Genomic DNA, 26479 nt, shown 5'->3' on the forward strand with positions numbered 1-26479 from the left:
GGGAGTGGCGAGTCTAGGGGCCGCACCGGGTCTGCCGCTGTGGGCGCGCTGTAGGCGCTACCGAAGTGCTCGTGTCGTCTTTTTTCCGTGATCCATGTCGGCTTGCTGAAGGCGGCTGTCCGAGATTGACCGAATATGTCGCAGGGCTAAAAGCGTCGCACCGGGTGCCGCCCTTAATCTGTCCACGAGGATGACTGGTCGGTCCCAGGCGGCTCCGACTCGTCACACTGCCTTGAATCTCCTCCTGATCCATCACCGCGCGATAAGCGTTCTACGCTTAACCCCCAACAACAGAGCCAAGCGGAGCACAACCATGGCGTTCTTCACCGCGGCCAGCAAAGCCGACTTCCAGCATCAACTGCAAGCGGCCCTGGCGCAGCACGTCAGCGAGCAGGCCTTGCCACAAGTAGCCCTGTTCGCCGAACAATTCTTCGGCATCATCGCCCTCGACGAACTCACCCAGCGCCGGCTCTCCGACCTGGTGGGCTGCACCCTGTCGTCGTGGCGCCTGCTGGAACGCTTCGACCCGGCCAAGCCGCAGGTACGCGCCTTCAACCCCGATTACGAGAAGCACGGCTGGCAATCCACCCACACCGCGGTGGAAGTGCTGCACCCCGACATCCCCTTCCTGGTGGATTCGGTGCGCATGGAGCTGAACCGCCGCGGCTACAACATCCACACGCTGCAGAACAGCGTGCTCAGCGTGCGCCGCAACAAGAAGGGCGAGCTGGTCGAGGTTCTGCCCAAGGGTGCCCAGGGCAAGGATGTGCAGCAGGAATCGCTGATGTTCCTGGAGATCGACCGCATCGCCGCGCCCGCCGCCCTCAAGGCCCTGGAGAAGGCCATCGAGGAGATGCTCGGCGAGGTGCGCATCGCCGTCGCCGACTTCCAGCCCATGACCGCCAAGGCCCGCGAGCTGCTGGCCTGGCTGGACAAGGCCAAGCTGAAGGTGGACAAGGCCGAGCTGGCCGAGATCAAGGTCTTCATGAACTGGTTGCTGGACAACCACTTCACCTTCCTCGGCTACGAGGAGTTCACGGTGGTGGATGAGGGCGAGGCGGGCGGTCACCTGGTCTATGACGAAGCTTCCCTGCTCGGTGTCTCGCGCCTGCGCCGCACCGGCCTCAGCGCCGCCGACCTGCATGTCGAGAAGGAGGCCGTCGACTACCTGCGCGGCCCAGTGCTGCTGTCCTTCGCCAAGGCCGCCGAGCCGAGCCGCGTGCACCGCCCGGCCTACCCGGATTTCGTCTCCATCCGCGAGCTGGATGCCAAGGGTCGCGTGGTCAAGGAATGTCGCTTCATGGGCCTGTACACCTCCGCCGTGTACGGCGAGAGCGTGTCGGAGATCCCCTTCATCCGTGGCAAGGTCGCCGAGATCCAGCGTCGCTCCGGCTTCGACGCCCGCGCCCACCTGGGCAAGGAACTGGCCCAGGTGCTGGAAGTGCTGCCCCGCGACGACCTGTTCCAGACCCCGGTGGATGACCTGTTCTCCACCGCCATGGCCATCGTGCAGATGCAGGAGCGCAACAAGATCCGCCTGTTCCTGCGCCGCGATCCCTATGGCCGCTTCGCCTACGCGCTGGCCTATGTGCCGCGCGATGTCTACTCCACCGAAACGCGCCTGAAGATCCAGCAGATCCTCATGGACCGCCTGCAGGCTAGCGACTGCGAGTTCTGGACCTTCTTCTCCGAATCCGTGCTGGCGCGCGTGCAGTTCATCCTGCGCCTGGACCCGAAGAACAAGGCCGTGGTCGACCCGGTGCGCCTGGAGAAGGAAGTGATCCAGGCCTGCCGTTCCTGGAAGGACGACTACGCCAGCCTGGTCAACGAAAGCTTCGGCGAGGCCCAGGGCACCCGTGTACTGGCCGACTTCCCGAAAGGTTTCCCCGCCGGCTACCGCGAGCGCTTCGCCCCGCACTCGGCCGTGGTCGACATGCAGCACTTGAACAGCCTCTCCGACGAGCGCCAGCTGGTGATGAGCTTCTACCAGCCGCTGACCCAGGGTGAGCAGCTGCTGCATTGCAAGCTGTACCACGCCGACACGCCGCTGCCGCTGTCCGACGTGTTGCCGATCCTGGAGAACCTGGGCCTGCGCGTGCTCGGCGAGTTCCCCTACCGCCTGCACCGCCAGGATGGCCGCGAGTTCTGGATCCACGACTTCGCCTTCACCAGCGCCTCGGGCCAGGAAGTCGACATCCAGCAGCTCAACGACACCCTGCAGGACGCCTTCATCCACATCGTCGGCGGTGACGCCGAGAACGACGCCTTCAACCGCCTGGTGCTGACCGCCTCCATGCCCTGGCGCGACGTGGCGCTGCTGCGCGCCTATGCCCGCTACCTGAAGCAGATCCGCCTGGGCTTCGACCTGTCCTACATCGCCAGCACGCTGCTGAACCATGTGGACATCGCCAAGGAGCTGGTGCGCCTGTTCAAGACCCGCTTCTACCTGGCCCGCAAGCTCACCGCCGAGGACCTGGAAGACAAGCAGCAGAAGCTCGAACAGGCCATCCTCGGCGAGCTGGACAACGTCGCCGTACTCAACGAGGACCGCATCCTGCGGCGCTACCTCGACCTGATCAAGGCGACCCTGCGCACCAACTTCTACCAGCCCGATGCCAACGGCCAGAACAAGGGCTACTTCAGCTTCAAGCTCAGCCCGCGGCTGATCCCCGACATCCCGCGTCCGGTGCCCAAGTTCGAGATCTTCGTCTACTGCCCGCGCGTGGAAGGCGTGCACCTGCGCTTCGGCGACGTCGCCCGGGGCGGCCTGCGCTGGTCCGACCGCGAGGAAGACTTCCGTACCGAAGTGCTGGGCCTGGTCAAGGCGCAGCAGGTGAAGAACGCGGTGATCGTGCCCATGGGCGCCAAGGGTGGCTTCATCCCCCGTCGCCTGCCCGTTGGCGGCAGCCGTGACGACATCCAGGCCGAGGCCATCGCCTGCTACCGCATCTTCATCAGCGGCCTGCTGGACATCACCGACAACCTCAAGGAAGGCCAGGTGGTGCCGCCAGCCAACGTGGTGCGCCACGACGCCGACGACCCCTACCTGGTGGTGGCGGCCGACAAGGGCACCGCGACCTTCTCCGACATCGCCAACGGCATCGCCCTGGAGTACGGCTTCTGGCTGGGCGACGCCTTCGCTTCCGGCGGCTCCGCCGGCTACGACCACAAGGGCATGGGCATCACCGCCAAGGGCGGCTGGGTCTCGGTGCAGCGCCACTTCCGCGAGCGCGGCATCGACGTGCAGAAGGACAACGTCACCGTGATCGGTATCGGCGACATGGCCGGCGACGTGTTCGGCAACGGCCTGCTGCTGTCGGAAACGCTGCAGCTGGTGGCGGCCTTCAACCACATGCACATCTTCATCGACCCGAACCCGGACGCGGCCAGCAGCTTCGTCGAGCGCAAGCGCCTGTTCGACCTGCCGCGCTCCTCCTGGGCCGACTACGATGCCAAGCTGATCTCCGCCGGCGGCGGCATCTTCCTGCGCAGCGCCAAGAGCATCGCCATCAGCCCGGAAATGAAGGAACGCTTCGACATCCGTGCCGACAAGCTGACCCCCACCGAACTGCTCAACGCCCTGCTCAAGGCACCGGTCGACCTGCTGTGGAACGGCGGCATCGGCACCTACGTCAAGTCCAGCAAGGAGTCCCATGCCGACGTCGGCGACAAGGCCAACGACGCGCTGCGCGTCGACGGTCGCGAACTGCGTGCCAAGGTGGTGGGCGAGGGCGGCAACCTGGGCATGACCCAGCTCGGTCGCGTCGAGTACGGCCTCAACGGCGGCGCCAGCAACACCGACTTCATCGACAACGCCGGTGGCGTGGACTGCTCCGACCACGAGGTGAACATCAAGATCCTCCTGGGCGAAATCGTCGCGGCCGGCGACATGACCGGCAAGCAGCGCAACAAGCTGCTGGCCGAGATGACCGACGCGGTGGGCAGCCTGGTGCTGGGCAACAACTACAAGCAGACCCAGGCGCTGTCCCTGGCGCAACGCCGTGCCCGTGAGCGCATCGGCGAGTACAAGCGCCTGATCGCCGCCCTGGAGGCCGCCGGCAAGCTCGACCGCGCGCTGGAGTTCCTGCCCAGCGACGAGGAGCTCAACGAGCGAACCGCCAACGGCCAGGGCCTGACCCGCCCGGAGCTGTCGGTGCTGATTTCCTACAGCAAGATCGACCTCAAGGAATCGCTGCTCAAATCCCTGGTGCCGGACGACGACTACCTGGCTCGCGAGATGGAAACCGCCTTCCCGCCGCTGCTGGCGAAGAAGTTCGGTGATTCCATGGGCCGCCATCGCCTGAAGCGCGAAATCATCAGCACCCAGATCGCCAACGACCTGGTCAACCACATGGGCATCACCTTCGTGCAGCGCCTGAAGGAGTCCACCGGCATGAGCGCGGCCAACGTCGCCGGTGCCTACGTGGTGGTGCGCGATGTGTTCCGTCTGGCCCACTGGTGGAAGCAGATCGAAGCGCTGGACTACAAGGTCCCCGCCGAGCTGCAGCTGACCCTGATGGACGAGCTGATGCGCCTCGGTCGCCGTGCCACGCGCTGGTTCCTGCGCAGCCGTCGCGAAGACCAGAACGCCGCCCGTGACGTCGGCCACTTCGGCCCGCGCGTGGCCGAGCTGGCCGGTCGCCTGGACGAACTGCTGGAGGGCCCGGCCCGCGAGCAGTGGCTGGCCCGCTACCAGGCCTATGTCGAAGCCGGCGCACCGGAAGAGCTGGCCCGTGTGGTCGCTGGCACCAGCCACCTGTACACGCTGCTGCCGATCATCGAAGCCTCGGACGTCACCGGCAAGGACACCGCCGAAGTGGCGGCCGCCTACTTCGCCGTTGGTGGCGCGCTGGACCTGTCCTGGTACCTGCAGCAGATCACCAGCCTGCCGGTGGAGAACAACTGGCAGGCCCTGGCCCGAGAAGCCTTCCGCGACGACCTCGACGGCCAGCAGCGGGCGATCACCGTCTCGGTGCTGCAGATGAACGACGCCCCGACGGACATGGACGAACGCGTGGCCCTGTGGCTGGAGCAGCACCGCCCGCTGGTGGAACGCTGGAAGGTGATGCTCACCGAGCTGCGCGCCGCCACCGGCACCGACTACGCCATGTACGCCGTGGCCAACCGCGAGCTGATGGACCTGGCCCAGAGCGGCCAGCATGGGGTCAAGACCTCCTGAGCCATCGTTCGCTGAAAGGTTGAATGTGCTCTAGCCCCGCTTCGGCGGGGCTTTTTTTGCCTGGTGCTTCCGTGGTCGGACCGGATGACGCTGGCGTCCCCTCAGGACTCCGGGCATTGAAGTGATTGGGTTCCTACAGCAGCTCCCCTCATTTCTTCGGACGCTTCCCGAGCCCTTTGGGGGCTTTTCCCTATTCCCAGCCCATCGGGGTTTTCAGCCTACTGTCTCGCCCCGGATGCAGGGCTTGGCGGTCTCTTCGAGATACGGTCACGAAGCGGCGATGCATACGGGCCATCCCATCGATGAGGCCTCGACATGCTTGCCGAACTCCGCCATTTCTTCGACCACAGCCGTCACCGCCTGCAGGTGGGTGAACTCGACGTCGGGCTCGACGTCCTCGCCTTCGTCGGGGACGAGACGCTCAGCCAGCCCTTCACCTACCAGGTCGAGTTCACCTCGTCCCAGCGCGACCTCCCCTCCAGGCGCATTGTCGGGCAGCCCGCCAGCTTCAGCCTCTTCGCGCCCCCCAAACCGGTGCCCTTCGCCGGCCTGGGCGCGCCGCCGGCCCAGCCGCTGCGCACCCTGCACGGCGTGGTCACGGGCTTCCGGCGGATCTCCGGCTCCAACGACGAGGCCCGCTACGAAATCACCCTGCAGCCGCGCCTGACCCTGCTCGGGCGGGGCCGGCAATACCGCATCTACCAGCACCTCTCGGTGCCCGAGATCGTCGAGCAGATCCTGCGCAGCGACCGCCACCGCTGGGCCGGGCAGGACTTCTTCTTCGACCTCAGGCGCGACTACCCCAAGCGCGAGCAGGTCATGCAATACGACGAGAGCGACCTGGCCTTCATCCAGCGCCTGCTGGCCGAGGTCGGCATCTGGTACCGCTTCACCGCCGACGAGCGCCTGGGCATCGATGTCGTCGAGTTCCACGATGACCAGCGCAACTACCGGTTCGGCGTCCAGCTGCCCTACCGCCCGCCGTCCGGCACCGTCAGCAGCGGCCAGGACGCCGTCTGGGACCTGCAGACGAGCCACGGTGTGGTGGAAAGGAACCTGCGCATCCGCGCCTACACCCCGCGTGACGCAACGGCCTACCTCGACGGCGACCTCGACCAGACCCGGGGCGACCCGACCACCTACGGCGAGGCCTATCACTACGGCGAGCCCTACATCGAGCTGGACGACCCCGGCTCCCGCGACGAAGACCTGAAAAGCGAAAGCGGCTACTTCTATGCCCGCCTCGCCCACGAACGCTACCTCAACGACCAGACCCGCCTCGACGGCCGCACCAGCAGCGCCACCCTGGCACCTGGGCAGGTGCTGAAGATCGAGGGCGGCGCGCCCGAGGCCTTCACCCCTGGCGCCGTCATCACCCGCCTGGTCACCGTCGCCGCCCGTGATCGCAGCTTCGAAGCCCGCTTCGAGGCCATCCCCTACAGCGAAAGCGTGTGCTTTCGCCCGCCGCTGCTGCCGCGCCCCGTGATCGCCGGCACCATCCCGGCCCGCGTCACCAGCGCGCAGGCCGACGACCTCTACAGCCACATCGACCTGGAGGGCCGCTACAAGGTCAACTTCCTCTTCGACCAGGACACCTGGCCCGCCGGCCAGGAAAGCATGTGGCTGCGCCTGGCACGCGCCTATGCCGGGGATACCCACGGCCTGCACCTGCCGCTGATCCAGGGCACCGAGGTCGGCATCGCCTTCGAGCGCGGCGACCCGGACCGGGGCTTCATCGCCTTCGCCCTGCACGACAGCCGGCACCCCGACCTGGTCACCCTGAAGAACTACAAGCGCAACGTCCTGCGCACCCCGTCCAACAACAAGCTGCGCCTGGACGACACCCGTGGCCGGGAACACATCAAGCTCAGCACCGAGCACAGCGGCAAGAGCCAGCTCAACCTCGGCCATCTGGTGGATGGGCAGCGGCAGAAACGCGGCGAAGGCTTCGAGCTGCGCACCGACGGCTGGGGCGTCATGCGGGCGGGGAAGGGGCTGTTCATCAGTGCCGATGAGCAGGCTCTTGCCCAGGGCGATCTTCTGGAAATGGACGCAGCCATCGAACAACTCAGCAGTGCCCTGTCGCTGGCTCGTTCGATGAAAGCCGCTGCACTAGCCGCGCAGGTGAAACCGTGCGATCTCGACAGTCAGGCTCGCCTCAACACTGCGCTGACGGGGCTGGCGAAGTCTGGAGTGCTGCTGCATGCCCCCGATGGCGTGGGCATCCTCAGCCCCAGCACCGTTTGCGTGTCTTCCGGCAGCGAGAGTGTGGGTGTGATGGCGGGGCACAACCTGGATTTCAGTGCCGGCCGAGACCTGACCGCCGTTGCGCAGGAGTCGGTCAGTGTCCTGGCCCAATCGGCCGGCATGCAACTCAAGGCCGCGCACGGCAATGTCGACCTGCACGCCCAGGACGGCGACCTGCATGCGCTGGCAAGCGATGAACTCAGGATAGAGAGCACCGGTGGGCGGGTCGAGATAACCGCCCCTGAAGAGTTGGTACTGCATTGCGCGGGTGCCTACATCCGTATCAAGGGCGGAGAAATAGAGCTGGGTGCGCCCGGGAACATCTACCACAAGGTGGCGAATGTTCAAAAGCTCGGCAGTGCAAGCCTGACGACCCCGGCAACCCCCTTACCCGGCGGGTACAGCGCCAGCTATGTGCTTAAGAACGACGCGCAGGTGGCCATGCCCTTCACCAGCTACCGGATAACAACTTCGGCAGGTGAAGTATTCAGCGGCGTTACGGACAAAGACGGCAAAACCATGGCTGTCCATACCCTGGCGCCGGATAACTTGAAACTTGAACTCCCCCAGTCGGAGGACTGGATCGGATTCTTCGGACCAGAGGGCATGAGTTACGAAGGTATAGCGTGCAAGGCGACCATGGACGATGGCTCGGTGTTGGAAGGCCGGTTTGATGCTGACAATAAAGTACGGTTCACCTCCATAACGGGCAGGTCTTGCATCGCTCTCGAACTTGAGGGGCTGGACCGAAGTGAAGAACTTCCCAGTGCCGCAGCAGCCATGATACGGACGCTTGGGGAGTAGAACCGTGGACTCTTTCTATCGTTATTACTTGTACAAAGAATATCACCCGGCCGATGAGTCGGTTCTTGAAAAAGCCCTCGAAGCACTCGAGGGGGCGGCAATCAAGTTTTCTACTGATGCAATCAGTGATGCCAATCAGAGAGGGAACTACAACAAGAACATGCGGCGTGTGGTCGAGACGGTCAAAAGTGAGGTCAAGTCGGGCCGAATCAGCGTAAAGGAGGCTGCCGAGTTCTGCTATGAAATGCGGAACAAAATCATGGCGGAAACAAGGGCAAAGACTTCCGTTCAGGGGTTGGCGATAGCGGAGCGGCGAAAGCGTATTCCCCCTGAGCTTATTGATCTTCTTGATAAGTACGCCGTTGAACAGTTTGGGAAGAAGTTCGCAGCGCTCACGGCCGGGCAGAAGAGCACCGTCCACTACACCATCGTCGAGTCTGCGGCGCGACCGGATGCTGTAATCAATACAACGAACAAGGTCCTCAAGGTCGCGGGAAAAGTGGCGATTATCGTAACGATAATCTACGCCGGGTATGAGATTGCCAATGCCGAGAACAAAAAGAAAGAAACGATAAGGCAGGCGGGGACGATTGGAGGTGGAGTCCTCGGAACACTGGCGGCGGGCGCTCTGGTTTCAACGGCTTGCGGCCCCGGAGCCCCAGTTTGCGCGATCGCGCTCATGCTGGCCGGCGGTGTGGCCGGTGGTTTTGTGGCGTCATCCACCCTGGATTATTTTGATGATGAAATCGAAGAATTCACCAGATGGGCAATTAGATAAAGCCCCGCTGTGGATTGCCTTGTCCGATATGTTTGTAGACAGCGAAACCAACTATGCATGCATAGCACGTGTGGCAAGGAACTATCCCTTACCCGATGTCGAGTTTGCATTGTTCGAGCGGGTGGCACCTGTGTGCATCGGGAATATGTTTTCCCCCGTGCCCCCGATCTGGGGTGGGTTTCATGAAAAACAGTTGGTTGCTGATATCGAGGCGTACTCCAGGCAACGGTCCCGCCAAGGGGTGCTTGGCAGGATGGGCAGCTTTTTATTCGGGCGCTTTATAAGGCTCTACTGTTTCCATATGTGGGTTGACTTGAGAAAAGCGATCAATGCGCCGGGCAATTAGATGGCGCGAAAGTTTGCATGTACGGCTCTCGCCTGCTGCTGATACATAGGGATGGATATGAACGGAACGCATCGCACGGACACACTCGGCACGGTCAAGGAAGTGCGAGGAAGGCCCCAGGAAAAACACTGGATAGAGTTCGTTCTGCTTGATGAGCAGGGCGAACCATTAGTGGGCATGCCCTATCGCGCAGTGAATGACGCAACGCGTGCGCATTGCGCCCCAGAGTGTTCTGGCCAGAGCGATGCAAATGGAGTGATCCGCCTGGATGGGCTGCACCCCATCCCCATTACCCTGACGATTGCAGCCGCGCCTTTGGCCAATGCGCTGCAAACCCGCCGTCTTCGCGCGATGCGCCCTGAGCCGCAAAGGAGAGGGCTCCAGACACAGGGTTACGAGGCACCTCCCCCCGGCTGGTCGCCCATCCAGAGGCAGGCGCGGACGGCGGGCAACCTCTATCACTACCTTCGCCTTGGTCAGTTGTGCGACGGCCTGCCGCCACTCGATCCGCCTCTGCCAGATACCCAGAAGCTGCCAGGCTTCCATTTTCCGGACCCGGGCTTCAGCGGCTTTACCGTACCGACCGAGCAACTGAATCGCCGCCATGTCCTGGAGCTTTGCCCCTTCCGTGCCTGGCAGCTGGTGCTGCACCACCAGCCCGAGTACAGCATGGTCAATGGCTACAACCTGGGGCTGATGGCAAACCTGTCGTACAGCACCGTCGTGCAGGACCAGCGCAAGAAAGCACGCCGGGCAGGTTGCGAGGTCGATCCCGAAACGCTGCCCGGCGCTGTGGAGGAGTTCTTCTTCCGCCAGTGCCTGGACCTTATGTGTACGCCGCAGATGCTCGACGCCAAGGGGCAGCAGTTCCCAGCGGTGGTGGTGGATGTACCTTTCGATGAGCGCTACACCACTGCGGTGATGCTCGACACCGTTGGGGTTGCTGCGCCTGAGGGGGCACCGGATACGCCACTGAGCATCATCCAGAACACCCAGCTCTTCTACTTCAGCAACGGGACACAGCTGGTGGTGGCCTGGCGGGGAACCCAAGAACTCATAGATTGGCTGACGGATGCCCAGTACCGCCCTCGTCTGACCGATGGCACGGACTGTGATGTGAAAATGACGACGAATAAGTGCACTTTTCTTGTTTCAGAGGGGAGTGTGCATCATGGTTTTTTGCACGCGTTTGAGATAGCGAAAAAATTGTTCGAGGATCATTTCCAAAATATTGAACAATTACTCGACGATAGGGTGCTTTTCATATGTGGCCATAGTCTCGGCGGTGCTCTGGCTCTAATTCATTCAGCTGAACTTGGAAGTCGCCTGCCGGTTCTCTACACCTATGGCATGCCCCGGGCCTTCACTCGTAAGGCCGTGGAAAGCCTGAGTGACATTGTTCATTTTCGCCATGTGAATGACGCCGATACTGTTACCAGCGTACCGCCCGAGGCCGAACTGGATAACTGGCTGTACAAGTCCTTTGGTCCGCTGGGGCCCACCCTTGGCTATACGTGGTCGGTGCCGCAGCTGTTGATCAGCAAGTTGACCGGCTTCGGCGACCCCTACTGGCACCATGGCCAGATCGCCATGCACTACCGGGCCGACCAGCATTATCTGGCCCGTCCCACAGGTGGGAACTTCCCGGCGTATCGCAGCAAGGAGGGCCTCGGCGCGCCCCACTACAGTTACGAAATCAAACGCCTGCCCGAGCGCGCCTTTCTCTACCTGGTGCCCAGCCTGAACGATGCCGCAAGCCGCTATGCCGGTGAAGAGCAGAAGGCACTGATGCAGTCGCTGGCGAAAACCAGCATGCAGCGCTACTTCCCGGCGCACACCAACCCGGACCGCAGTACCAGCCGAACCAGTGTGTTCGATCATTCGATGATCAGCGGCTACCTGCCCTTTTTGCATAACCAGTTGCTGGAGCTCAGTGATCCCGAGCGGCCCATGGAGCGCAAGGCCCAGCGCCAGCGTTTCGAAAAGCAGATGCATCACCCGGCCGTGGTCGAGGCGGAAAAGCAACGCAACGAGCACTTCCTTGCCCTGCAAAGGTTGTTGCCCATGACCTTGCCGATGACCACTGAAATGGCCGGCGGAACGGAGGCGCTGCAGCGCTTCTGCTGCGACCAACCAGCGGGGTTGCCCATTGAAATCATGCGAGCACGCCCCTACGGCCAGGCGGAGCCTGCGGAAGTAGTCGCACCCAAGGAGGTACTGACACCATGAATCCACTTTCCCATGCGGTCTATGCCGTGGCCGGGCTCTGCCTACTCGCGAGTCAGGCAGGTTGCGCACAACTAATGAACCAGGATATTTCGCCGCCCCCTGGAGGCGAAACAGTCAGCGTCAGTGTGAAAGTTCCCAAGGACTTGGTTGCTAGAAAAATGCGGGTGATGTACCGCTCGGAGAAGTGTCCGATCACCCGTTCCGATGGCAGTGGCGGGCGTTACGAGATTGATGGAGCTAAGGCTATTGAAGTCGAACCTCAACGTCAGGGAATGACCGATATATATGAAGCAAAGTTGGCTAGGGACGGCGGCGGACTATGCAAGTGGAAATTGAGTAACGTAACTTTTGGTGTGCACTATGGAAGCCCTGATAAGTTTGGTGATGGGGCTCAGGTTGGTGGTGGGGGGGGGGTTATAGTGGTGTTTGACGATAATAGGCCTCAGCAAGTATCGCTATTACACCGTCCCGAAGAGGCTTTCGGTGATCTGATGGTTGAGAATAAATACTATGTGTGGATTTATGAACAATATTTGGTGCGTGAGGAAAAGAGGGTTTTATTGTTTGATGATGGCCGTTTGTATCGAACTTATAAAGCAAAAAATGCAAAGTCGGTAGTATTTATTCCATCTCTATATAGTGGTCTTATTTATTCGTTTGGGCGGAAAGAGGGTAAGGGGAAAGGGTCTACTAGAGTTATATATCCAGATGGTTCTGAAGTTTTTGGCGGTAATACTGAGCCAAATATTAATAAGCTTAAGGAAATTGAGGCGATGAAAAAGCGATGAGCCAGTTCTCACGAATGAATCTGGCCGGCGCCGCACTATGCTTAATTGCAACCCCAATCGGCTGTGTACAACTAATGAACCAAGATCTTTCATCGCCCCCCGGAGGCGAAACAGTCAGCGTCAGTGTGAAAGTTCCCAAGGATCTGGTAGCCAACACGATGCGAGTGATGTATCGCTCGGAGAAGTGTCCGATCACCCGTTCCGATGGCAGTGGCGAGCGTTACGAGATTGATGGCGCCAAGGCTATTGAAGTCGAACCTCAACGTCAGGGAATGACCGATATATATGAAGCAAAGTTGGCCAAGGAGGGTGGCGGTTTCTGCGAGTGGAAACTGAGCAATGTGACGTTTGGCATTCATTTCGGCAATACCGAGCAATTTGGTGAGAAGGTTGAATTCTCTGGTGGTGGGGAAGTTATTGTAATTTTTGATAAGAATCTGCCTCAGCAACAGAGTATGTACGGTGCGCGAGATGTTGATGGGGATGTATTAATTGGCGAGGACTATTTTCCTTGGCTCAGAAGAATTTTCCTAGGCGGGACAAATACACTCATTGAGCTGCTTGGGCGGCAAAAATTTATAACATATAGGTCGTATTCGGCTCGTAAGGTTGTATTTGAGCCTAGCTATCATGCCGATCTGCTGGTGAAAACCAATGGTGTCAAGGTTTCTGGTGGTGGGGAGCTTGCGGAGATTATTTATCCAGATGGAAGTAGTCAGTTTACAAATTCTGGGCCGAATATAAATAGGCTCAAGAAAATTGCGGCCAGTCGTTAGATGATTAACAGTTTTTTCTCCGTTGGTAAATGTCTTGGGTTTTATGTGTTCTGGTGGGGTTTCAGTTGTGGTAAATAAACTATGTGCGTCTCTTTATTTGTTGATTGCTGTTGTTCTATTTGTCACTCAAACAGCTTGCGCACAATTAATGAGCCAGGATCTTTCACCGCCCCCCGGAGGCAAAACAGTGAGCGTCAGTGTGAAAGTTCCAAAGGACTTGGCAGCCAACAGAATGCGAGTGATGTATCGCTCGGAAAAATGCCCGATTAGTCGCTCTGATGGCAGTGGTGGTCGATACGAGATCGCTGGCGCCAAGATGATCGAAATTGAGCCTCAACGACAGGGTACGACCGACATATATGAGGCCAAATTATTTAGGGATGGAGGGGGGCGCTGCGAGTGGAAACTGAGCAATGTGACTTTTGGTGTTCGCTATGAAAATACAAGTCAGTTTGGGGCGGGAGTGCACTACGGTCACGGAGGGGGGGTAATTGTTATATTTGACGGTAATTTGCCGCAAAGACAGTCTATGGATGGGGTTGTAGTGGTCGATGGTGATCTTGAGATTAAAAAAGACTATTTCCCATGGTTGGTTGAGATTTTTCTTTATCAACCAAAGGTTTCAATAAATTTATTTGGTCTGCAGGACGTATATTCTTATCGCGCGCCAAAGGCCAGTCGAATAATTTTTGCCCCAGATGTGCATTCTAAATACGTTGTCCGTACTGTTGGAGCTCAAGGAGATGAGAAAAAATCCAGATCTAAAATAATATACCCTGATGGAAAGTATACTTTCGGAGGTTTGCGTCCAAATTTTTATAGGCTAATGGAACAGGTTGGGGAAAAGTAGTTTTATATCCCACAATTTAGAAGTTATTTATATGAATTTGCAGTGTTACTTCCCGGCGCACACCAATCCGGACCGCAGTACCAGCCGAACCAGTGTGTTCGATCATTCGATGATCAGCGGCTACCTGCCCTTTTTGCATAACCAGTTGCTGGAGCTCAGTGATCCCGAGCGGCCCATGGAGCGCAAGGCCCAGCGCCAGCGCTTCGAACAGCAGATGCATCACCCGGCCGTGATCGAGGCGGAAAAGCAACGCAACGAGCACTTCCTTGCCCTGCAAAGGTTGTTGCCCATGACCTTGCCGATGACCACTGAAATGGACGGCGGAAAGGAGGCGCTGCAGCGCTTCTGCTGCGACCAACCAGCGGGGTTGCCCATCGAAATCATGCGAGCACGCCCCTACGGCCAGGCGGAGCTGACGCCATGAATCCATTTTCCCATGCGGTCTATACCGTTGCCGGACTCTGCCTACTCGTGAGTCAGGCTGGTTGTGCCCAAGTAATTAATCGTGGCCTTTCACCACCCCGCGGAGGGGAAGCTGTCAGCATCAGTCTTAAAGTTCCTAAAGATCTAGCTGCTGACTCGATGAAAGTTATGTATCGCTCTGTGAAGTGCCCGATCACTCGTTCTGATGGGAATGGTGGTCGATATGAAATCGATGGTGCCAAAGAAATCGAAGTCGAACCGCAGCGCCAAGGAATAACCGATGTTTATGAAGCAAAATTGCCCAGAAATGGTGGTGGTACTTGTCAGTGGAAATTGAGCAACGTGACATTCGGAGTGCGTTTTTGGAATACAGAGCCATTTGGTAAAAATATTGAGCCCATTAGTGGTGGCGGGATAATTGTTGTTTTTGATGCAAATCTGCCACAGAGAATTTCAATGTATGGTGCGGCGGAGGTTTCGGGAAATCTAATGGTGAGAAACCACTATTACCCTTGGGTGAGCGAATCTTTCTTAGGGGGCTATAGAAAGCTGGTTAGGCCATTTACTCAGGGTGATTTATTCTTGACGTATACGGCCTTGCGCGCGGAAAAAGTGTTTTTTGAGCCGATCGTACATAATGAGTTAATTGTTTATTCAGTTGGGCCAAAAATAAAAAAGACAGGAAATTATACAAAATTCATCTATCCCGATGGCAGTTCGGTTGCTGATGGAAGCAGTAGGCCAAATTTCAAAATATTAGAGGGGATCCGGCTGGGGCGAATACGGTGAGAATTTCATGTTTTTATATCCGTTTAATAGTGCTTGGATTGCTTGTTTTGTTTAGCTCGGGAGGCTGCTCACATATGGTCAGTCGAGAACTATTACCGCCTCCCGAAGGCGAAACGGTCAGCGTCAGTGTGAAAGTCCCCAAGGACCTGGCAGCCAACACGATGCGAGTGATGTACCGCTCGGAGAAGTGTCCGATCACCCGTTCCGATGGCAGTGGTGGTCGATATAAAATCGATGGCGCCAAGATGATCGAAATTGAGCCTCAACGCCAAGGGATGACTGATATATATGAAGCAAAGTTGGCTAGGGACGGTGGCGGACTATGTGAGTGGAAACTGAGCAACGTAACCTTTGGCGTACGCTATGGAAATCCTGAGAAATTTGGTGAAGGTGCTCAGGCAGGTGGTGGAGGGGGCGTTATGGTGATATTCGACGACAATCAACCACAGCAGCGTTCTTTGTTAACTCTGCCTTATGAGGTCAATAAAGACCTAATGGTTAGTAGCGGCCATTATCTGTGGGTTAGTGAGGCGTTCTTAGGGGGGTATGAAAAGCTAGTTAGACTGATGGGGGAGGGGGACATTTTTGCGACCTATAAGGCTGTTAATGCAAAGTTTATTTGCTTTGAGCCGATTCTGTATGTTGATTCTATTGTTTATTCCGTTGAGCCAAAAATAAAACAACCAGGGCGCTTCACTAGATTTACTTATCCTGACGGCTCAGTGGTTGCTGATGGTAGTAGTAAGCCAGATTTCGAGAAACTGGAAAAAATCAGACTGGGGCGATAGGGGGTGGGGCTCAACGTCAGAGACGTCGCCGATATATATTAAGGAAATTCGGTCTGCAGGGTGCCGGGTACTGTTAGGGGGCTTACAATCTTCGAGTCATATATATGAAGGTTGCACATGGCCGGTAGTTTCGCGGTCTTGCTTTGGTTGTCAGAAGGACTCATGAGCCTGGGGCCTATGGAGTGGTGGTTGCATTCAATGCGGGCTGTATCTCTTTCTCTATTGAATTCATTGCTTGCTGGGGCTGCACAAGCATGGTCCGGATAGTTAACGCACGATCGGTGTTGATGCGTTGTAGGAAACTGATTGTGATTTTCTAGCGGGCTCGTCGTTTCAATTGTTTATGTGATCAAGGAAGAATTCATGTCCCGAGGATTCGTTTTGCTAGGTGATAAGACCACCCATGGTGGGCAAGTCATTTCCGCCTCTTCCACCTACCGAGTCCATGGCAAATTGGCGGCACTGGTCGGTGATCTGGTCAGTTGTCCCATTCCTGGCCACGGTGTGAACCCCATTGTCGAGGGTTGCGCGGATTGGTCCGAGAATGGTCGCGCGCTGGTGGTGGATGGATGTCGAAGTGCTTGCGGTTGCCAGGTGATCTCCAGCGCACCAGATTGTGCGGTGATGTGAGCCATGGCTTGGAATCGTCGCGCCCCTGAGGCCATCGTTGCTCCTGAGCCGCTCTCGACTGCTCGTTGGCTTGGTGCGGGGCTGTTGATGGCGGTTGTCGGTATCGTTTTTTTTATGCTGGCGGCCGCTGGTGAGATCCCGGTACTGGGCACCTTCAATACCTGGATGCTATCGGCTTTGCCTTTGCTGCTCTGGTTATTGGCGTTCAGCGCGCGTGCTTATCGCTACGGTAGGGCGCTCGGTCGATTCCAGTTCCTGACGGATGAGGCGGCAGAGGCAGGGAGTGCCTGGAACCAATGGGCTCAGCGCAATATGGCGGTGCTGGCCAGTTGTGTCGTGTTGCCGGACCAGATCTCGGCCGCCGCGCTTGCCCAGGGTGCGGACAGCCTCCCCCCGCGCATAGGGACGGCCAGGCGAATCGTTTCTCTGCCCGCAGAGGTTGGGCGACTCCAGGTTGGGCTGGATCTGTTGCTGAAAGGGGTGCAGCCAATGTTGGCGGGACTTACCGCCGAGCACCCCGTACAGGTCACGCTTCTCAGCGACCTGGCTCCTGAGGAGTCCGAGCAGCTTCGCAGTGCATGGGATGGTTGCTGCGAGCGCCTGGTGCCGGAGCTGGCCACGGTCGTTCCTCGCTTTGCTCACGCACTGTCCCCTGATTGGATAGAGGCGTCCCTCAAAAAGCCGGGCACCCATGTCGACCTGATCCTCGTTCTTCAGGTTAACGGCGAAGAGAAATACTCCGACGGCCTTGCTGCGTTGCTGTTGTGTCCGGATGTCTTGGCCGACCTTGAGCATTTGACGGTAGAAGCCCGACTGCTGCGCCCTATGCCTTTGGCGCTGGAGCAGCTTGATCAGGAGTTGCCGTTGTTCCTCCAAACCCAGTCACAGGCGCGATCGGCCACGGCGATCCTGGCTGACGGCATGCATTGGAAAGCGTCGCTCGCCACCCTCCTTTCTCTCAATCGAGTGCATGGCGGCGAGTTGCGAGCCGAGTGCCAGTGGATCCAGGAGTCGCTGAGTGGACTGCCAGGGCCCATGAGCCACTGGTTGGCCGCTGCACTGGGAGCCGATATGGCCCGGCATCGACAGCGGCCATTGCTACTGATCACACGCGAAGGGTCGCAGCACTGGATCAGCACCCTAACCACAGGAGGCAGCGCATGAAGGGGTATGGCAACGCTTGGAGCCGAATTGGCGTCGCAATGCTGATCGTTGTAGCGGCGACGCTTGTTGGTGTGTTGATCTGGCGATTCGGCGGCAAGATTGGCCTGGTGGGGGATCTGCACAAGCTGTGCGCGTTCCTGTCGATCATGTTCATCGGGATCATCGGTTTTACGCTTCCCAGGGTGCTGGCCTACCTCGAAGGGCGGCAACATCGGGGTCAGAGCCTGGCTTCAGGGGTGTTGCCGAGCCCTGATGGGAAGCTCCCGTCATCCTCTCGGGGCGTGAAGCTGCCCTCCCATATGAGTGCGCTATACGGGCCGTTCTGGCACCGCCGCGCCCGCCTGCTCCTGGTGATCGGCGAGCCGGACGAAGTCACGGCCATCGCTCCCGGCCTGGCCGGTGCGCAATGGCTGGAAGGCGAGGGTGTCGTCCTGCTCTGGGGCGGTGCGGCCGAGGAGGCCGCTGGCGATGCGCGTCTCGAACGATGGCGCCGGCTCCGTCCGCGTCGGCCCGTGGATGGCATCGTCTGGGCGCTCAGCGCGCAGCAGGGTGCCGATGCGGACTACCTGGCCCGCTACCAGCGCCAGTTGCGGGATATCGCCAGGCGGCTGCGCTGGCAGGCGCCGGTGCACCTCTGGGAGGTCTGCCGCAGCGAGTGGGAGCAACCGGCCACCGAGGCCGCTGTGGGCTGCACGCTGGCGCCTCGCGCCGGGCCGGCGCAGCTGGAAGGCCGTCTGGGGCAGTTGCTTGAGCCGCTGCGTGAGCAAGGGCTCGCCCGGATGCAGGCCGACAACCGCCATGACTTTCTCCTGCGTCTCGCCCAGGGCCTGCGGGACGAAGGCATCACCCGCTGGCGACGGACCTGGGAGCACTTGCAGCGCAGCCACGGGGTGATGCCGCGCGGGCTCTGGTTCAGCCTCGCGATGCCGGGCGCCGGGGGCACTGCGGTGCATCATTGGCTGCCGCCCCCGGCCTGGCGAGGCGTGCTGGCGGACCGGCACGGCGGCCGGCCCTACGGGTGGCCCTGGTGGCGCACCGCGACCGCCGTCGCGCTCGGCCTCGTCGCCTTCTGGGGGCTGGGCACGCTGCTCTCCTTCGCCGGCAACCGTGTCCAGATCGCCGAGATGCAGGCCGTCCTGGCCACCCTGGACCAGCCCCGGGAAGGCGACGAGCAACTGCTTGCCCTCAACGCGCTGGTCCATGAGCTCGACCGCCTCGACCAACGCGCCAGGCACGGCGTGCCCTGGTACCAGCGCTTCGGCCTGAGCCAGAACGACGGCCTGCTCGCCGCGCTCTGGCCCCGCTACGAGGCGGCCAACAACCGGCTGGTCCGCGACCCGGCAGCGGCCGGCTTCGAGCGCCAGCTGCGCGGGCTGCTCGGCCTGGCGCCGGGCAGCGCTGAGCGCGCCACCCGGGCCCGGGAGGCCTACGAGCCGCTCAAGGCCTACCTGATGATGGCCCGGCCGGAGAATGTCGATGCGTCATTCCTCGGCAAGGCGCTGGCGGCCGCCGAGCCTGCCCGCATGGGCATCGGCGAGGGCACATGGCAGGGCATCGCGCCGAACCTCTGGCGCTTCTACGCCGCGCAGCTGGAGGCGCACCCCGGCTGGCGCATCACCACCGACCCGGCCCTGGTCGCCCGGGCCCGCCAGCTGCTGATCAGCCAGCTCGGCCAGCGCAACGGCGAGGCGGCCCTCTACCGGCAGGTGCTCGACGCCGTCGCCAACCAGTACCCGGCCATGGGGCTGCAGCAGATGGTCGGCGATACCGACGCCCAGCCGCTGTTTTCCACCGCCGCCGAGGTGCCGGGTGTATTCACCCGCCAGGCCTGGGAAGGCGGGGTGCGCAAGGCCATCGACGAGATCGCCGCCGCGCGCCGCGAGGAGATCGACTGGGTACTCAGCGATGACCGCAGCCAGATCGACGCCGCGCTGACCCCCGAGGCCCTGCGCGAAAGCCTGACCGCACGCTACTTCCAGGACTACGGCCGGGCCTGGCTGGACATGCTCAACAGCCTGCGCTGGCAGGAGGCCGGCAGCCTCGCCGATGTGGTCGACCAGCTCACCCTGATGACCGATGTGCGCCAGTCGCCGTTCATCGCGCTGGTCAATACCCTGTCCTACCAGGGGCGTGCCGGCACCCGTGGCCAGGCCCTGGGCGAGTCGCTGCTGCAGTCCGCGCAGAACCTCATGGGGCCGGACAAGGCCCCGGCCATCGAGCCGTTGGCGGCGCTGCCGAAAGGGCCGCTGGAAGAACGCTTCGGCCCGCTGCTGGCGTTGCTCGGCAAGGGCGCCGAGCCCTCGCGCAACGACGACAACCTCAGCCTGCACGCCTTCCTCACCCGCGTGACCCGGGTGCGCCTGACGCTGCAGCAGGTGAGCGCCGCCCAGGACCCCCAGGCGATGATCCAGGCCCTGGCGCAAACCGTGTTCCAGGGGCGCAGCGTCGACCTCACCGACACCCAGTCCTATGGCAGCCTGATCGCCGCCAGCCTCGGCAGCGAATGGGCCGGCTTTGGCCGGGCACTGTTCGTCCAGCCGCTGGACCAGGCCTGGCAGCGCATCCTGCAACCTTCCGCTGCCGGGCTCAATGACCACTGGCAGCGCGCCATCGTCGGGCCCTGGAACAGCGCCTTCGCCGGCCGCTACCCCTTCGCCGCGAGCGCCAGCGACGCATCGCTGCCCATGCTCGGGCAGATGATCCGCGCCGACAGCGGGCACATCGACCGCTTCCTCACCCGCCAGCTGGGTGGCGTGTTGCGCAAGGACGGCAATCGCTGGGTGCCCGAAAGCACCCAGGGCCAGGGGCTGCGCCTCGATCCCGCGTTCCTCGCGGCGGTCAATCGGCTCGCCGAACTGGCCGACGTGCTCTACACCGACGGCGGCATGGGCATCGCCTTCGAGCTGCGGGCCAAGCCGGTACGCGACCTCGTGCAGACCACCCTGACCCTCGATGGGCATCGCCTGGCGTACTTCAACCAGCGGGAACGCTGGCAACGGTTCGACTGGCCCAGCGCGAGCGATCACCCCGGCGCGCGCCTGAGCTGGACCCACGCCAGGAGCGGAGAGCGGCTGCTTGGCGACTACGCCGGCACCTGGGGCCTGATCCGGTTGCTGGAGCGGGCCCGGGTCACTCCGCTGGATGACAGCGAAACCCGCTATCGCCTGGTGCTGGAGGCCCCCGATGGCCTGGGGCTGACCTGGCACCTGCGCACCGACCTGGGCGCGGGCCCCCTGGCGCTGCTGCAACTGCGCGGCTTCAGCCTGCCGGCGCGGATCTTCCTCGAGCCCGGCGGCGCCTCGCGCCAGCTGGCGCATTAAGGAGCGCAGCCATGAGTCTGTCTGTTCTTGAGTGGTTTCGGGTTCAACGAAAATCCTTCGCCAGCGGTACTTAGTCTGTGTGACGTAAGAGGCAATCAGCCGAGGGCGTAGAGGTAGCGCACCACATCGGCGGCGCCGGCCAGGCGCAGGCCTTCGCCAAGGGCGGTGGCCTCGGGGTGGTCCTTGGGCAGCAGCAGGAGTTCGGGGGCACCGCTGTTCTTCAGCAAGGCGAGGCGGGCATAGGGGATGCCGCCGTCGAGCAAAAGGCCCATGAAGGCCGGGTCGCTCCATGCCTGCACCGGCATGGCCAGTACGTGGTAGTGGGCGTCCAGCTCGGCGAGGCCCGCGGGGTTGAGACGGTAGGTGGCGAGTTCGGCCGGCAGGCTGATTTCCAGCTCGCGGCGGCGGGCGTAGGCAATGGCGGCGGCGAAGGCTTCCAGGTGGTGAGTCCCGCTCCAGAACACGCGTTTGCCGTGCCAGCTGGATTGGCACAGGCTGATCCGCTCGCCGGCCAGGAAGCGTGGCAGCGGCAGGCTGACGGCCTTGACGAAATCCTTGTAGCTGATGATGCGCACGCTGCGGCAGGCCGGCGTCGCGGCGAACTCCTCGAAGCTGGAGCAGCTGGGCATCGCGCCGTCGGTGCCGCAGAACCCATCGATCAGGCGCAGGTCGAAATTGGTGAGTTCGCGCTGCTCCAGTTCAACCACACGGATCAGCACCGCGTGGGCCTGGGCCTTGTCTTCCTGCACCGGGCCGGAGAGCGCGCTGCGCGGGAGGTCCACGAGGCGCTGCAGGGGCGGGCCGTTCTGCCACCAGATATCTGCGACCGGGGGCTTCAACTGCTGGAACGGCAAGCGCAGCTGGCTCGCGCTTTCCAGCAGGCGGGGCGCACGTCCTCCCAGGCCGAGGCGTTGCGCGAGGGCAGCCAGGCGTGAGGAAAGAGAGGATGGGGACGACTGCGAACTCATGGCCAGACTAGGACTCCCAGGTCACGAGTGGCAGTGTGGCAGAGGTCGGGCGAGGCTGCACGGCTTTGCCCGGCAATGGGTCCGTACCTGGCGTCCACTGGGGGCGCGGAACGATACTGTTATTCATTTCAACCAAGAGGATGCCTCCATGCCCAGCCTGGTGCTGGATATTTCCCTGAGTGCCGAGCGCTTTCTCGCGGTCTACCAGGGCCACGCCAACCGAGTGATGTTGCGCAGCCGCGACGGGCGCAAGGTTAGCCTGCCTGCACATCATTTGCGGCCTTTTCTGACCCATGATGGCATTCATGGTTCATTCGAGCTGGAATTTGATCCCTCCGGGTCGCTGCTGGCGTTACGTCGCCTCGCCTGAGGCGGGGCTGGCAGCTATAATCGCCGGCCCATCCCGCCGATCGATACCCGCCCATGTACACCCTGGCCCGCGAGCTGCTTTTCAAACTGTCCCCGGAAACCTCACACGAGCTGTCCATCGACCTGATCGGTGCCGGTGGCCGCCTGGGCCTCAACGGCCTGCTGACCAAGGCGCCGGCCAGTTTGCCGGTGCAGGTGATGGGCCTGGAGTTCCCCAACCCCGTGGGCCTGGCCGCCGGCCTGGACAAGAACGGTGACGCCATCGACGGCTTCGCCCAACTGGGCTTCGGTTTCGTCGAGATCGGCACCGTGACGCCGCGGCCGCAGCCGGGCAACCCCAAGCCGCGCCTGTTCCGCCTGCCCGAGGCCGAGGCGATCATCAACCGCATGGGCTTCAACAACCATGGCGTCGATCACCTGCTGGCACGGGTTCGCGCGGCGAAGTTCAAGGGCGTGCTGGGCATCAATATCGGCAAGAACTTCGACACCCCGGTCGAGCGGGCGGTGGACGACTACCTGATCTGCCTGGACAAGGTCTACGCCGACGCCAGCTACGTGACGGTCAACGTCAGCTCGCCCAACACCCCCGGCCTGCGCAGCCTGCAGTTCGGTGATTCGCTCAAGCAGTTGCTCGAAGCCCTGCGCCAGCGCCAGGAAGACCTCGCCGTGCGGCACGGCCGCCGCGTGCCTCTGGCGATCAAGATCGCCCCGGACATGAGCGACGAGGAAACCGTGCTGGTGGCCGCTGCACTGGTCGAGTCGGGCATGGATGCGGTGATCGCCACCAACACCACCCTGGGTCGCGAAGGCGTCGAGGGGCTGGAGTACGGTGACGAGGCTGGCGGCCTGTCCGGTGCGCCGGTGCGCGACAAGAGCACCCATACCGTTCGCGTCCTGGCCGGCGAGCTGGCCGGGCGCCTGCCCATCATCGCCGTGGGCGGCATCACCGAAGGCCGTCACGCGGCCGAGAAGATCGCCGCTGGGGCGAGCCTGGTGCAGATCTATTCGGGCTTCATCTACAAGGGGCCGGCGCTGATCCGCGAAGCGGTGGATGCCATCGCCGCGCTGCCCAAGGCCTGAATCGCGGGCAATAAAAAGGGCTCCCTTAGGGAGCCCCTGGGCTTGCGCCCGCCGCCCGGATGGGGCGTGCTTGGTGAAGTCGGTGTGATCCAGTGTCAGCCGACGGCGTGGAGTTCGTTGAGTCGATGAATGCCGGCAGTGCCGGTAAAGCCATCCCAGTGGTCGCCGCGACCTTCACGCCAGCCGTTTATCCAGGCTTGGCGAGTGGTGGGATGGGTAAAAGGACAGAGATCGCGGGATTTGCCATGAATGCCGTGCTGATAACCGCGCAGAAATGCTCGTTCCATCGGATCACGCTTAAGTCTTCTCATAGGGTGTAGCCCTCATTTGTTGACTGTTATGTCCATTGGCCCCAAGTCGGGAACCCGGCAGAGAATGCTCTGCCACTGAAGAACGGCTGCCGGCGTTACCGTTCTCCTTCCGCTACCGTTGCGGCAGCGGATAACTGAGTTCTAACCGTTGCTCCGGGGCATTGGAATGATCGTTTTGTCATAAGGACGTAACGAGAATGGGTTCCGGACCATAAGCTGTAAGAGCCTGTCACGCGTGCGAACAGGCTCAGCCCCGATGGAATGGGGCCTTGAGAAACCCATGATGTCGCGGTGCTATGGGCCCGCGCGGATGAGAATGGGAATTTTCCTATCCGACGAAGGGCCGTTCTGCGACCTTTAGTCACATATTTTATGACCGCACGGAGATGAATCCGTGCCGCTGATCAGCCGCAAGGCACTGGAACTACCATGTCGGATGTTTTCGAACTCTTCCTCACCTGCCCGAAAAGCCTGGAGGGCCTGTTGCTGGAAGAGGCCACCTCGCTGGGCCTCGTCGAGGCGCGCGAGCAGGTGGCCGCCATCCGTGGCCAGGGCGACCTGGAAACCGCCTACCGCCTGTGCCTCTGGTCGCGCCTGGCCAACCGCGTGCTGCTGGTGCTCAAGCGCTTCCCGGTGCAGAACGCCGAAGACCTCTACCAGGGCGTGCTCGACGTTGACTGGCACGACCACCTGTCGCCCACCGGCAGCCTGGCGGTGGAATTCAGCGGCCACGGTTCGGGCATCGACAACACCCACTTCGGTGCCCTCAAGGTCAAGGACGCCATCGTCGACAAGCTGCGCACCGCCAGCGGCGAGCGCCCGTCCATCGACAAGGTCAACCCGGACCTGCGCATCCACCTGCGCCTGGACAAGGGCGAGGCGATCCTTTCCCTCGACCTCGCCGGCCACAGCCTGCACCAGCGCGGCTACCGTCTGCAGCAGGGCGCCGCGCCGCTGAAGGAAAACCTGGCCGCCGCCATCCTGCTGCGTGCCGGCTGGCCGCGTATCGCCGCCGAAGGCGGCGCGCTGGCCGACCCCATGTGCGGTGTCGGCACCTTCCTGGTGGAGGCGGCGATGATGGCCGCCGATATCGCCCCCAACCTCAAGCGCGAGCGCTGGGGCTTCTCCAACTGGCAGGGCCATGTGCCGGCGATCTGGAAGAAGCTCCACGAGGAGGCCCAGGCCCGCGCCGATGCCGGCCTGGCCCGCCCGCCGCTGTGGATCCGTGGCTACGAGGCCGACCCGCGGCTGATCCAGCCCGGGCGCAACAACATCGAGCGTGCGGGGCTGTCCGACTGGGTGAAGATCTACCAGGGCGAGCTGGCCACCTTCGAGCCGCGCCCCGACCAGAACCAGAAGGGCCTGGTCATCAGCAACCCCCCGTATGGCGAGCGCCTGGGCGACGAGGCCAGCCTGCTTTACCTCTACCAGAACCTTGGCGAGCGCCTGCGCCAGTCCTGCCTGAACTGGGAAGCGGCGGTGTTCACCGGCGCACCCGAGCTGGGCAAGCGCATGGGCCTGCGCAGCCATAAGCAGTACGCCTTCTGGAACGGCGCGCTGCCGTGCAAGCTGCTGCTGATCAAGGTGCTGCCCGACCAGTTCGTCACCGGTTCGCGCCGCCAGGACGCCGCTGCCGAGCCCCAGGCCGGTGCTGCGCCCGTGGTGGAGCAGGCGCGCCTCTCCGAAGGCGGGCAGATGTTCGCCAACCGCCTGCAGAAGAACCTCAAGCAGCTGGGCAAGTGGGCCAAGCGCGAAGGCGTGCAGTGCTACCGCCTGTATGACGCCGACATGCCCGAGTACGCCCTGGCCATCGACCTCTATGGCGACTGGGTGCACGTGCAGGAATACGCCGCGCCGCGCTCCATTGACCCGGAGAAGGCCCAGGGCCGTCTGCTCGATGCCCTTGCCGCGATTCCCCAGGCACTGGGCATCGACCAGTCGCGCGTGGTGGTCAAGCGCCGTGAGCGCCAGTCCGGCACCCGCCAGTACGAACGCCAGGCGACCCAGGGCCAGTTCATGGAGGTCAGCGAGGGTGGCGTGAAGCTGCTGGTCAACCTCACCGACTACCTCGACACCGGCCTGTTCCTCGACCACCGCGCCATGCGCTTGCGCATCCAGCGCGAGGCCGCCGGCAAGCGCTTCCTCAACCTGTTCTGCTACACCGCGACCGCCAGCGTGCATGCGGCCAAGGGCGGTGCCCGGAGCACCACCAGCGTCGACCTGTCGCGCACCTACCTGGACTGGGCGCGGCGCAACCTCTCCCTCAACGGCTTCTCCGACAAGCAGAAGCTGGAGCAGGGCGACGTGATGGCCTGGCTGGCGGAGGACCGTGGCGAGTACGAGCTGATCTTCATCGACCCGCCGACCTTCTCCAACTCCAAGCGCATGGAAGGGGTGTTCGACGTACAGCGCGACCATGTGCAGTTGCTGGACCTGGCCATGGCCCGCCTGGCGCCGGGCGGGGTGCTGTACTTCTCCAACAACTTCCGCAAGTTCCAGCTGGATGAAAGCCTCGACCAGCGCTACCAGGTGAGCGAGATCAGCGCCGAAACCATCGACCCGGATTTCGCCCGCAACCAGAAGATCCACCGCGCCTGGAAATTCACCGCGCGCTGAGCTGCGCTGCCGTCCGTCAGCCGG

At 61.7% G+C, this 26479-nt stretch carries 19 protein-coding genes; 17 read left to right on the forward strand and 2 right to left on the reverse strand.

Features of this window, described 5'->3' with window-relative positions:
• Positions 1-313 precede the first annotated feature (313 nt).
• From ACXI0U_RS05830 to ACXI0U_RS05895, 14 genes are all read left to right on the forward strand, one after another.
• Positions 314-5179: an NAD-glutamate dehydrogenase gene (locus ACXI0U_RS05830; RefSeq protein ID WP_479549869.1), complete on the forward strand. Its 4866-nt coding sequence runs from the start codon at positions 314-316 to the stop codon at positions 5177-5179.
• A 315-nt stretch (positions 5180-5494) separates the two neighbouring features.
• Complete coding sequence (locus tag ACXI0U_RS05835; protein ID WP_479549870.1) at positions 5495-8230, forward strand: type VI secretion system Vgr family protein; 2736 nt, start codon at positions 5495-5497, stop codon at positions 8228-8230.
• 4 nt (positions 8231-8234) lie between these two features.
• On the forward strand, positions 8235-9008 hold the full coding sequence (locus tag ACXI0U_RS05840) for a hypothetical protein (RefSeq protein WP_218281347.1): 774 nt from the start codon (positions 8235-8237) through the stop codon (positions 9006-9008).
• Positions 8968-9354 carry a DUF7079 family protein gene (locus ACXI0U_RS05845; RefSeq protein WP_236232747.1) on the forward strand — a complete coding sequence of 129 codons (387 nt, stop codon included), beginning with the start codon at positions 8968-8970 and terminating at the stop codon, positions 9352-9354. The genes ACXI0U_RS05840 and ACXI0U_RS05845 overlap by 41 nt, the downstream gene beginning before the upstream one ends.
• 57 nt (positions 9355-9411) lie before the next feature.
• Positions 9412-11583 (forward strand): lipase family protein, encoded by a 2172-nt coding sequence (locus ACXI0U_RS05850; protein WP_479549871.1) that lies wholly within the window; start codon positions 9412-9414, stop codon positions 11581-11583.
• Complete coding sequence (locus tag ACXI0U_RS05855) at positions 11580-12371, forward strand: hypothetical protein (protein ID WP_479549872.1); 792 nt, start codon at positions 11580-11582, stop codon at positions 12369-12371. Before ACXI0U_RS05850 ends, ACXI0U_RS05855 begins: the two co-directional genes overlap by 4 nt.
• Positions 12368-13147, forward strand: a complete 780-nt coding sequence (locus tag ACXI0U_RS05860) for a hypothetical protein (RefSeq protein WP_479549873.1) — start codon at positions 12368-12370, stop codon at positions 13145-13147. Before ACXI0U_RS05855 ends, ACXI0U_RS05860 begins: the two co-directional genes overlap by 4 nt.
• Positions 13148-13181: 34 nt before the next feature.
• The gene (locus ACXI0U_RS05865) at positions 13182-13997 is read left to right on the forward strand and encodes a hypothetical protein (RefSeq protein ID WP_479549874.1); all 816 of its coding nucleotides are present in this window, start codon (positions 13182-13184) and stop codon (positions 13995-13997) included.
• Positions 13998-14028: 31 nt separating this feature from the next.
• The gene (locus tag ACXI0U_RS05870; protein ID WP_479549875.1) at positions 14029-14421 is read left to right on the forward strand and encodes a hypothetical protein; all 393 of its coding nucleotides are present in this window, start codon (positions 14029-14031) and stop codon (positions 14419-14421) included.
• Complete coding sequence (locus ACXI0U_RS05875; RefSeq protein ID WP_479549876.1) at positions 14418-15209, forward strand: hypothetical protein; 792 nt, start codon at positions 14418-14420, stop codon at positions 15207-15209. The genes ACXI0U_RS05870 and ACXI0U_RS05875 overlap by 4 nt, the downstream gene beginning before the upstream one ends.
• A 74-nt stretch (positions 15210-15283) precedes the next feature.
• Positions 15284-15997, forward strand: coding sequence for a hypothetical protein (locus ACXI0U_RS05880; protein ID WP_479549877.1), 714 nt, complete (start codon positions 15284-15286; stop codon positions 15995-15997).
• Between the two features lie 363 nt (positions 15998-16360).
• Positions 16361-16627 carry a PAAR domain-containing protein gene (locus ACXI0U_RS05885; protein ID WP_111264549.1) on the forward strand — a complete coding sequence of 89 codons (267 nt, stop codon included), beginning with the start codon at positions 16361-16363 and terminating at the stop codon, positions 16625-16627.
• A 3-nt stretch (positions 16628-16630) separates the two neighbouring features.
• Positions 16631-17791: a hypothetical protein gene (locus tag ACXI0U_RS05890; protein WP_479549878.1), complete on the forward strand. Its 1161-nt coding sequence runs from the start codon at positions 16631-16633 to the stop codon at positions 17789-17791.
• Between the two features lie 38 nt (positions 17792-17829).
• The gene (locus ACXI0U_RS05895) at positions 17830-21111 is read left to right on the forward strand and encodes an ImcF-related family protein (RefSeq protein ID WP_479549879.1); all 3282 of its coding nucleotides are present in this window, start codon (positions 17830-17832) and stop codon (positions 21109-21111) included.
• A gap of 95 nt (positions 21112-21206) precedes the next feature.
• Here the strand turns inward: ACXI0U_RS05895 and ACXI0U_RS05900 are convergent, their stop codons facing one another.
• Complete coding sequence (locus ACXI0U_RS05900) at positions 21207-22079, reverse strand: DUF6685 family protein (RefSeq protein ID WP_479549880.1); 873 nt, start codon at positions 22077-22079, stop codon at positions 21207-21209.
• Between the two features lie 148 nt (positions 22080-22227).
• Here ACXI0U_RS05900 and ACXI0U_RS05905 point away from each other — a divergent pair, with 148 nt between their 5' ends.
• Both ACXI0U_RS05905 and ACXI0U_RS05910 read left to right on the forward strand, forming a co-directional pair.
• Complete coding sequence (locus tag ACXI0U_RS05905; RefSeq protein WP_236209426.1) at positions 22228-22449, forward strand: DUF2835 domain-containing protein; 222 nt, start codon at positions 22228-22230, stop codon at positions 22447-22449.
• 53 nt (positions 22450-22502) lie between these two features.
• Positions 22503-23528 carry a quinone-dependent dihydroorotate dehydrogenase gene (locus ACXI0U_RS05910; RefSeq protein WP_184489198.1) on the forward strand — a complete coding sequence of 342 codons (1026 nt, stop codon included), beginning with the start codon at positions 22503-22505 and terminating at the stop codon, positions 23526-23528.
• A gap of 95 nt (positions 23529-23623) precedes the next feature.
• Here ACXI0U_RS05910 and rmf read toward each other — a convergent pair whose 3' ends face one another.
• Positions 23624-23839 (reverse strand): ribosome modulation factor, encoded by a 216-nt coding sequence (rmf, locus tag ACXI0U_RS05915; protein ID WP_081672218.1) that lies wholly within the window; start codon positions 23837-23839, stop codon positions 23624-23626.
• A gap of 429 nt (positions 23840-24268) precedes the next feature.
• On the opposite strand from rmf, the gene rlmKL reads away from it, so the two are divergent.
• A complete protein-coding gene (gene rlmKL, locus ACXI0U_RS05920) occupies positions 24269-26455 on the forward strand; it encodes a bifunctional 23S rRNA (guanine(2069)-N(7))-methyltransferase RlmK/23S rRNA (guanine(2445)-N(2))-methyltransferase RlmL (RefSeq protein WP_316925192.1) in 2187 nt (728 codons plus the stop codon).
• The last annotated feature ends 24 nt before the right edge of the window (positions 26456-26479 follow it).

It is taken from the genome of Pseudomonas sp. C9D1, from assembly GCF_056491235.1.

What these genes read in the sequence shown, in the direction of transcription:
- ACXI0U_RS05830 (WP_479549869.1), top strand. Translation starts at nt 314, where the DNA reads ATGGCGTTCTTCACCGCGGCCAGCAAAGCCGACTTCCAGCATCAACTG.
- rmf (WP_081672218.1), bottom strand. Translation starts at nt 23,839, where the DNA reads ATGAGAAGACTTAAGCGTGATCCGATGGAACGAGCATTTCTGCGCGGT.
- ACXI0U_RS05895 (WP_479549879.1), top strand. Translation starts at nt 17,830, where the DNA reads ATGCTGATCGTTGTAGCGGCGACGCTTGTTGGTGTGTTGATCTGGCGA.
- ACXI0U_RS05890 (WP_479549878.1), top strand. Translation starts at nt 16,631, where the DNA reads ATGGCTTGGAATCGTCGCGCCCCTGAGGCCATCGTTGCTCCTGAGCCG.
- ACXI0U_RS05850 (WP_479549871.1), top strand. Translation starts at nt 9,412, where the DNA reads ATGAACGGAACGCATCGCACGGACACACTCGGCACGGTCAAGGAAGTG.
- rlmKL (WP_316925192.1), top strand. Translation starts at nt 24,269, where the DNA reads ATGTCGGATGTTTTCGAACTCTTCCTCACCTGCCCGAAAAGCCTGGAG.
- ACXI0U_RS05835 (WP_479549870.1), top strand. Translation starts at nt 5,495, where the DNA reads ATGCTTGCCGAACTCCGCCATTTCTTCGACCACAGCCGTCACCGCCTG.
- ACXI0U_RS05855 (WP_479549872.1), top strand. Translation starts at nt 11,580, where the DNA reads ATGAATCCACTTTCCCATGCGGTCTATGCCGTGGCCGGGCTCTGCCTA.
- ACXI0U_RS05900 (WP_479549880.1), bottom strand. Translation starts at nt 22,079, where the DNA reads ATGAGTTCGCAGTCGTCCCCATCCTCTCTTTCCTCACGCCTGGCTGCC.
- ACXI0U_RS05910 (WP_184489198.1), top strand. Translation starts at nt 22,503, where the DNA reads ATGTACACCCTGGCCCGCGAGCTGCTTTTCAAACTGTCCCCGGAAACC.
- ACXI0U_RS05875 (WP_479549876.1), top strand. Translation starts at nt 14,418, where the DNA reads ATGAATCCATTTTCCCATGCGGTCTATACCGTTGCCGGACTCTGCCTA.
- ACXI0U_RS05905 (WP_236209426.1), top strand. Translation starts at nt 22,228, where the DNA reads ATGCCCAGCCTGGTGCTGGATATTTCCCTGAGTGCCGAGCGCTTTCTC.
- ACXI0U_RS05845 (WP_236232747.1), top strand. Translation starts at nt 8,968, where the DNA reads ATGATGAAATCGAAGAATTCACCAGATGGGCAATTAGATAAAGCCCCG.
- ACXI0U_RS05880 (WP_479549877.1), top strand. Translation starts at nt 15,284, where the DNA reads ATGGTCAGTCGAGAACTATTACCGCCTCCCGAAGGCGAAACGGTCAGC.
- ACXI0U_RS05885 (WP_111264549.1), top strand. Translation starts at nt 16,361, where the DNA reads ATGTCCCGAGGATTCGTTTTGCTAGGTGATAAGACCACCCATGGTGGG.
- ACXI0U_RS05870 (WP_479549875.1), top strand. Translation starts at nt 14,029, where the DNA reads ATGAATTTGCAGTGTTACTTCCCGGCGCACACCAATCCGGACCGCAGT.
- ACXI0U_RS05860 (WP_479549873.1), top strand. Translation starts at nt 12,368, where the DNA reads ATGAGCCAGTTCTCACGAATGAATCTGGCCGGCGCCGCACTATGCTTA.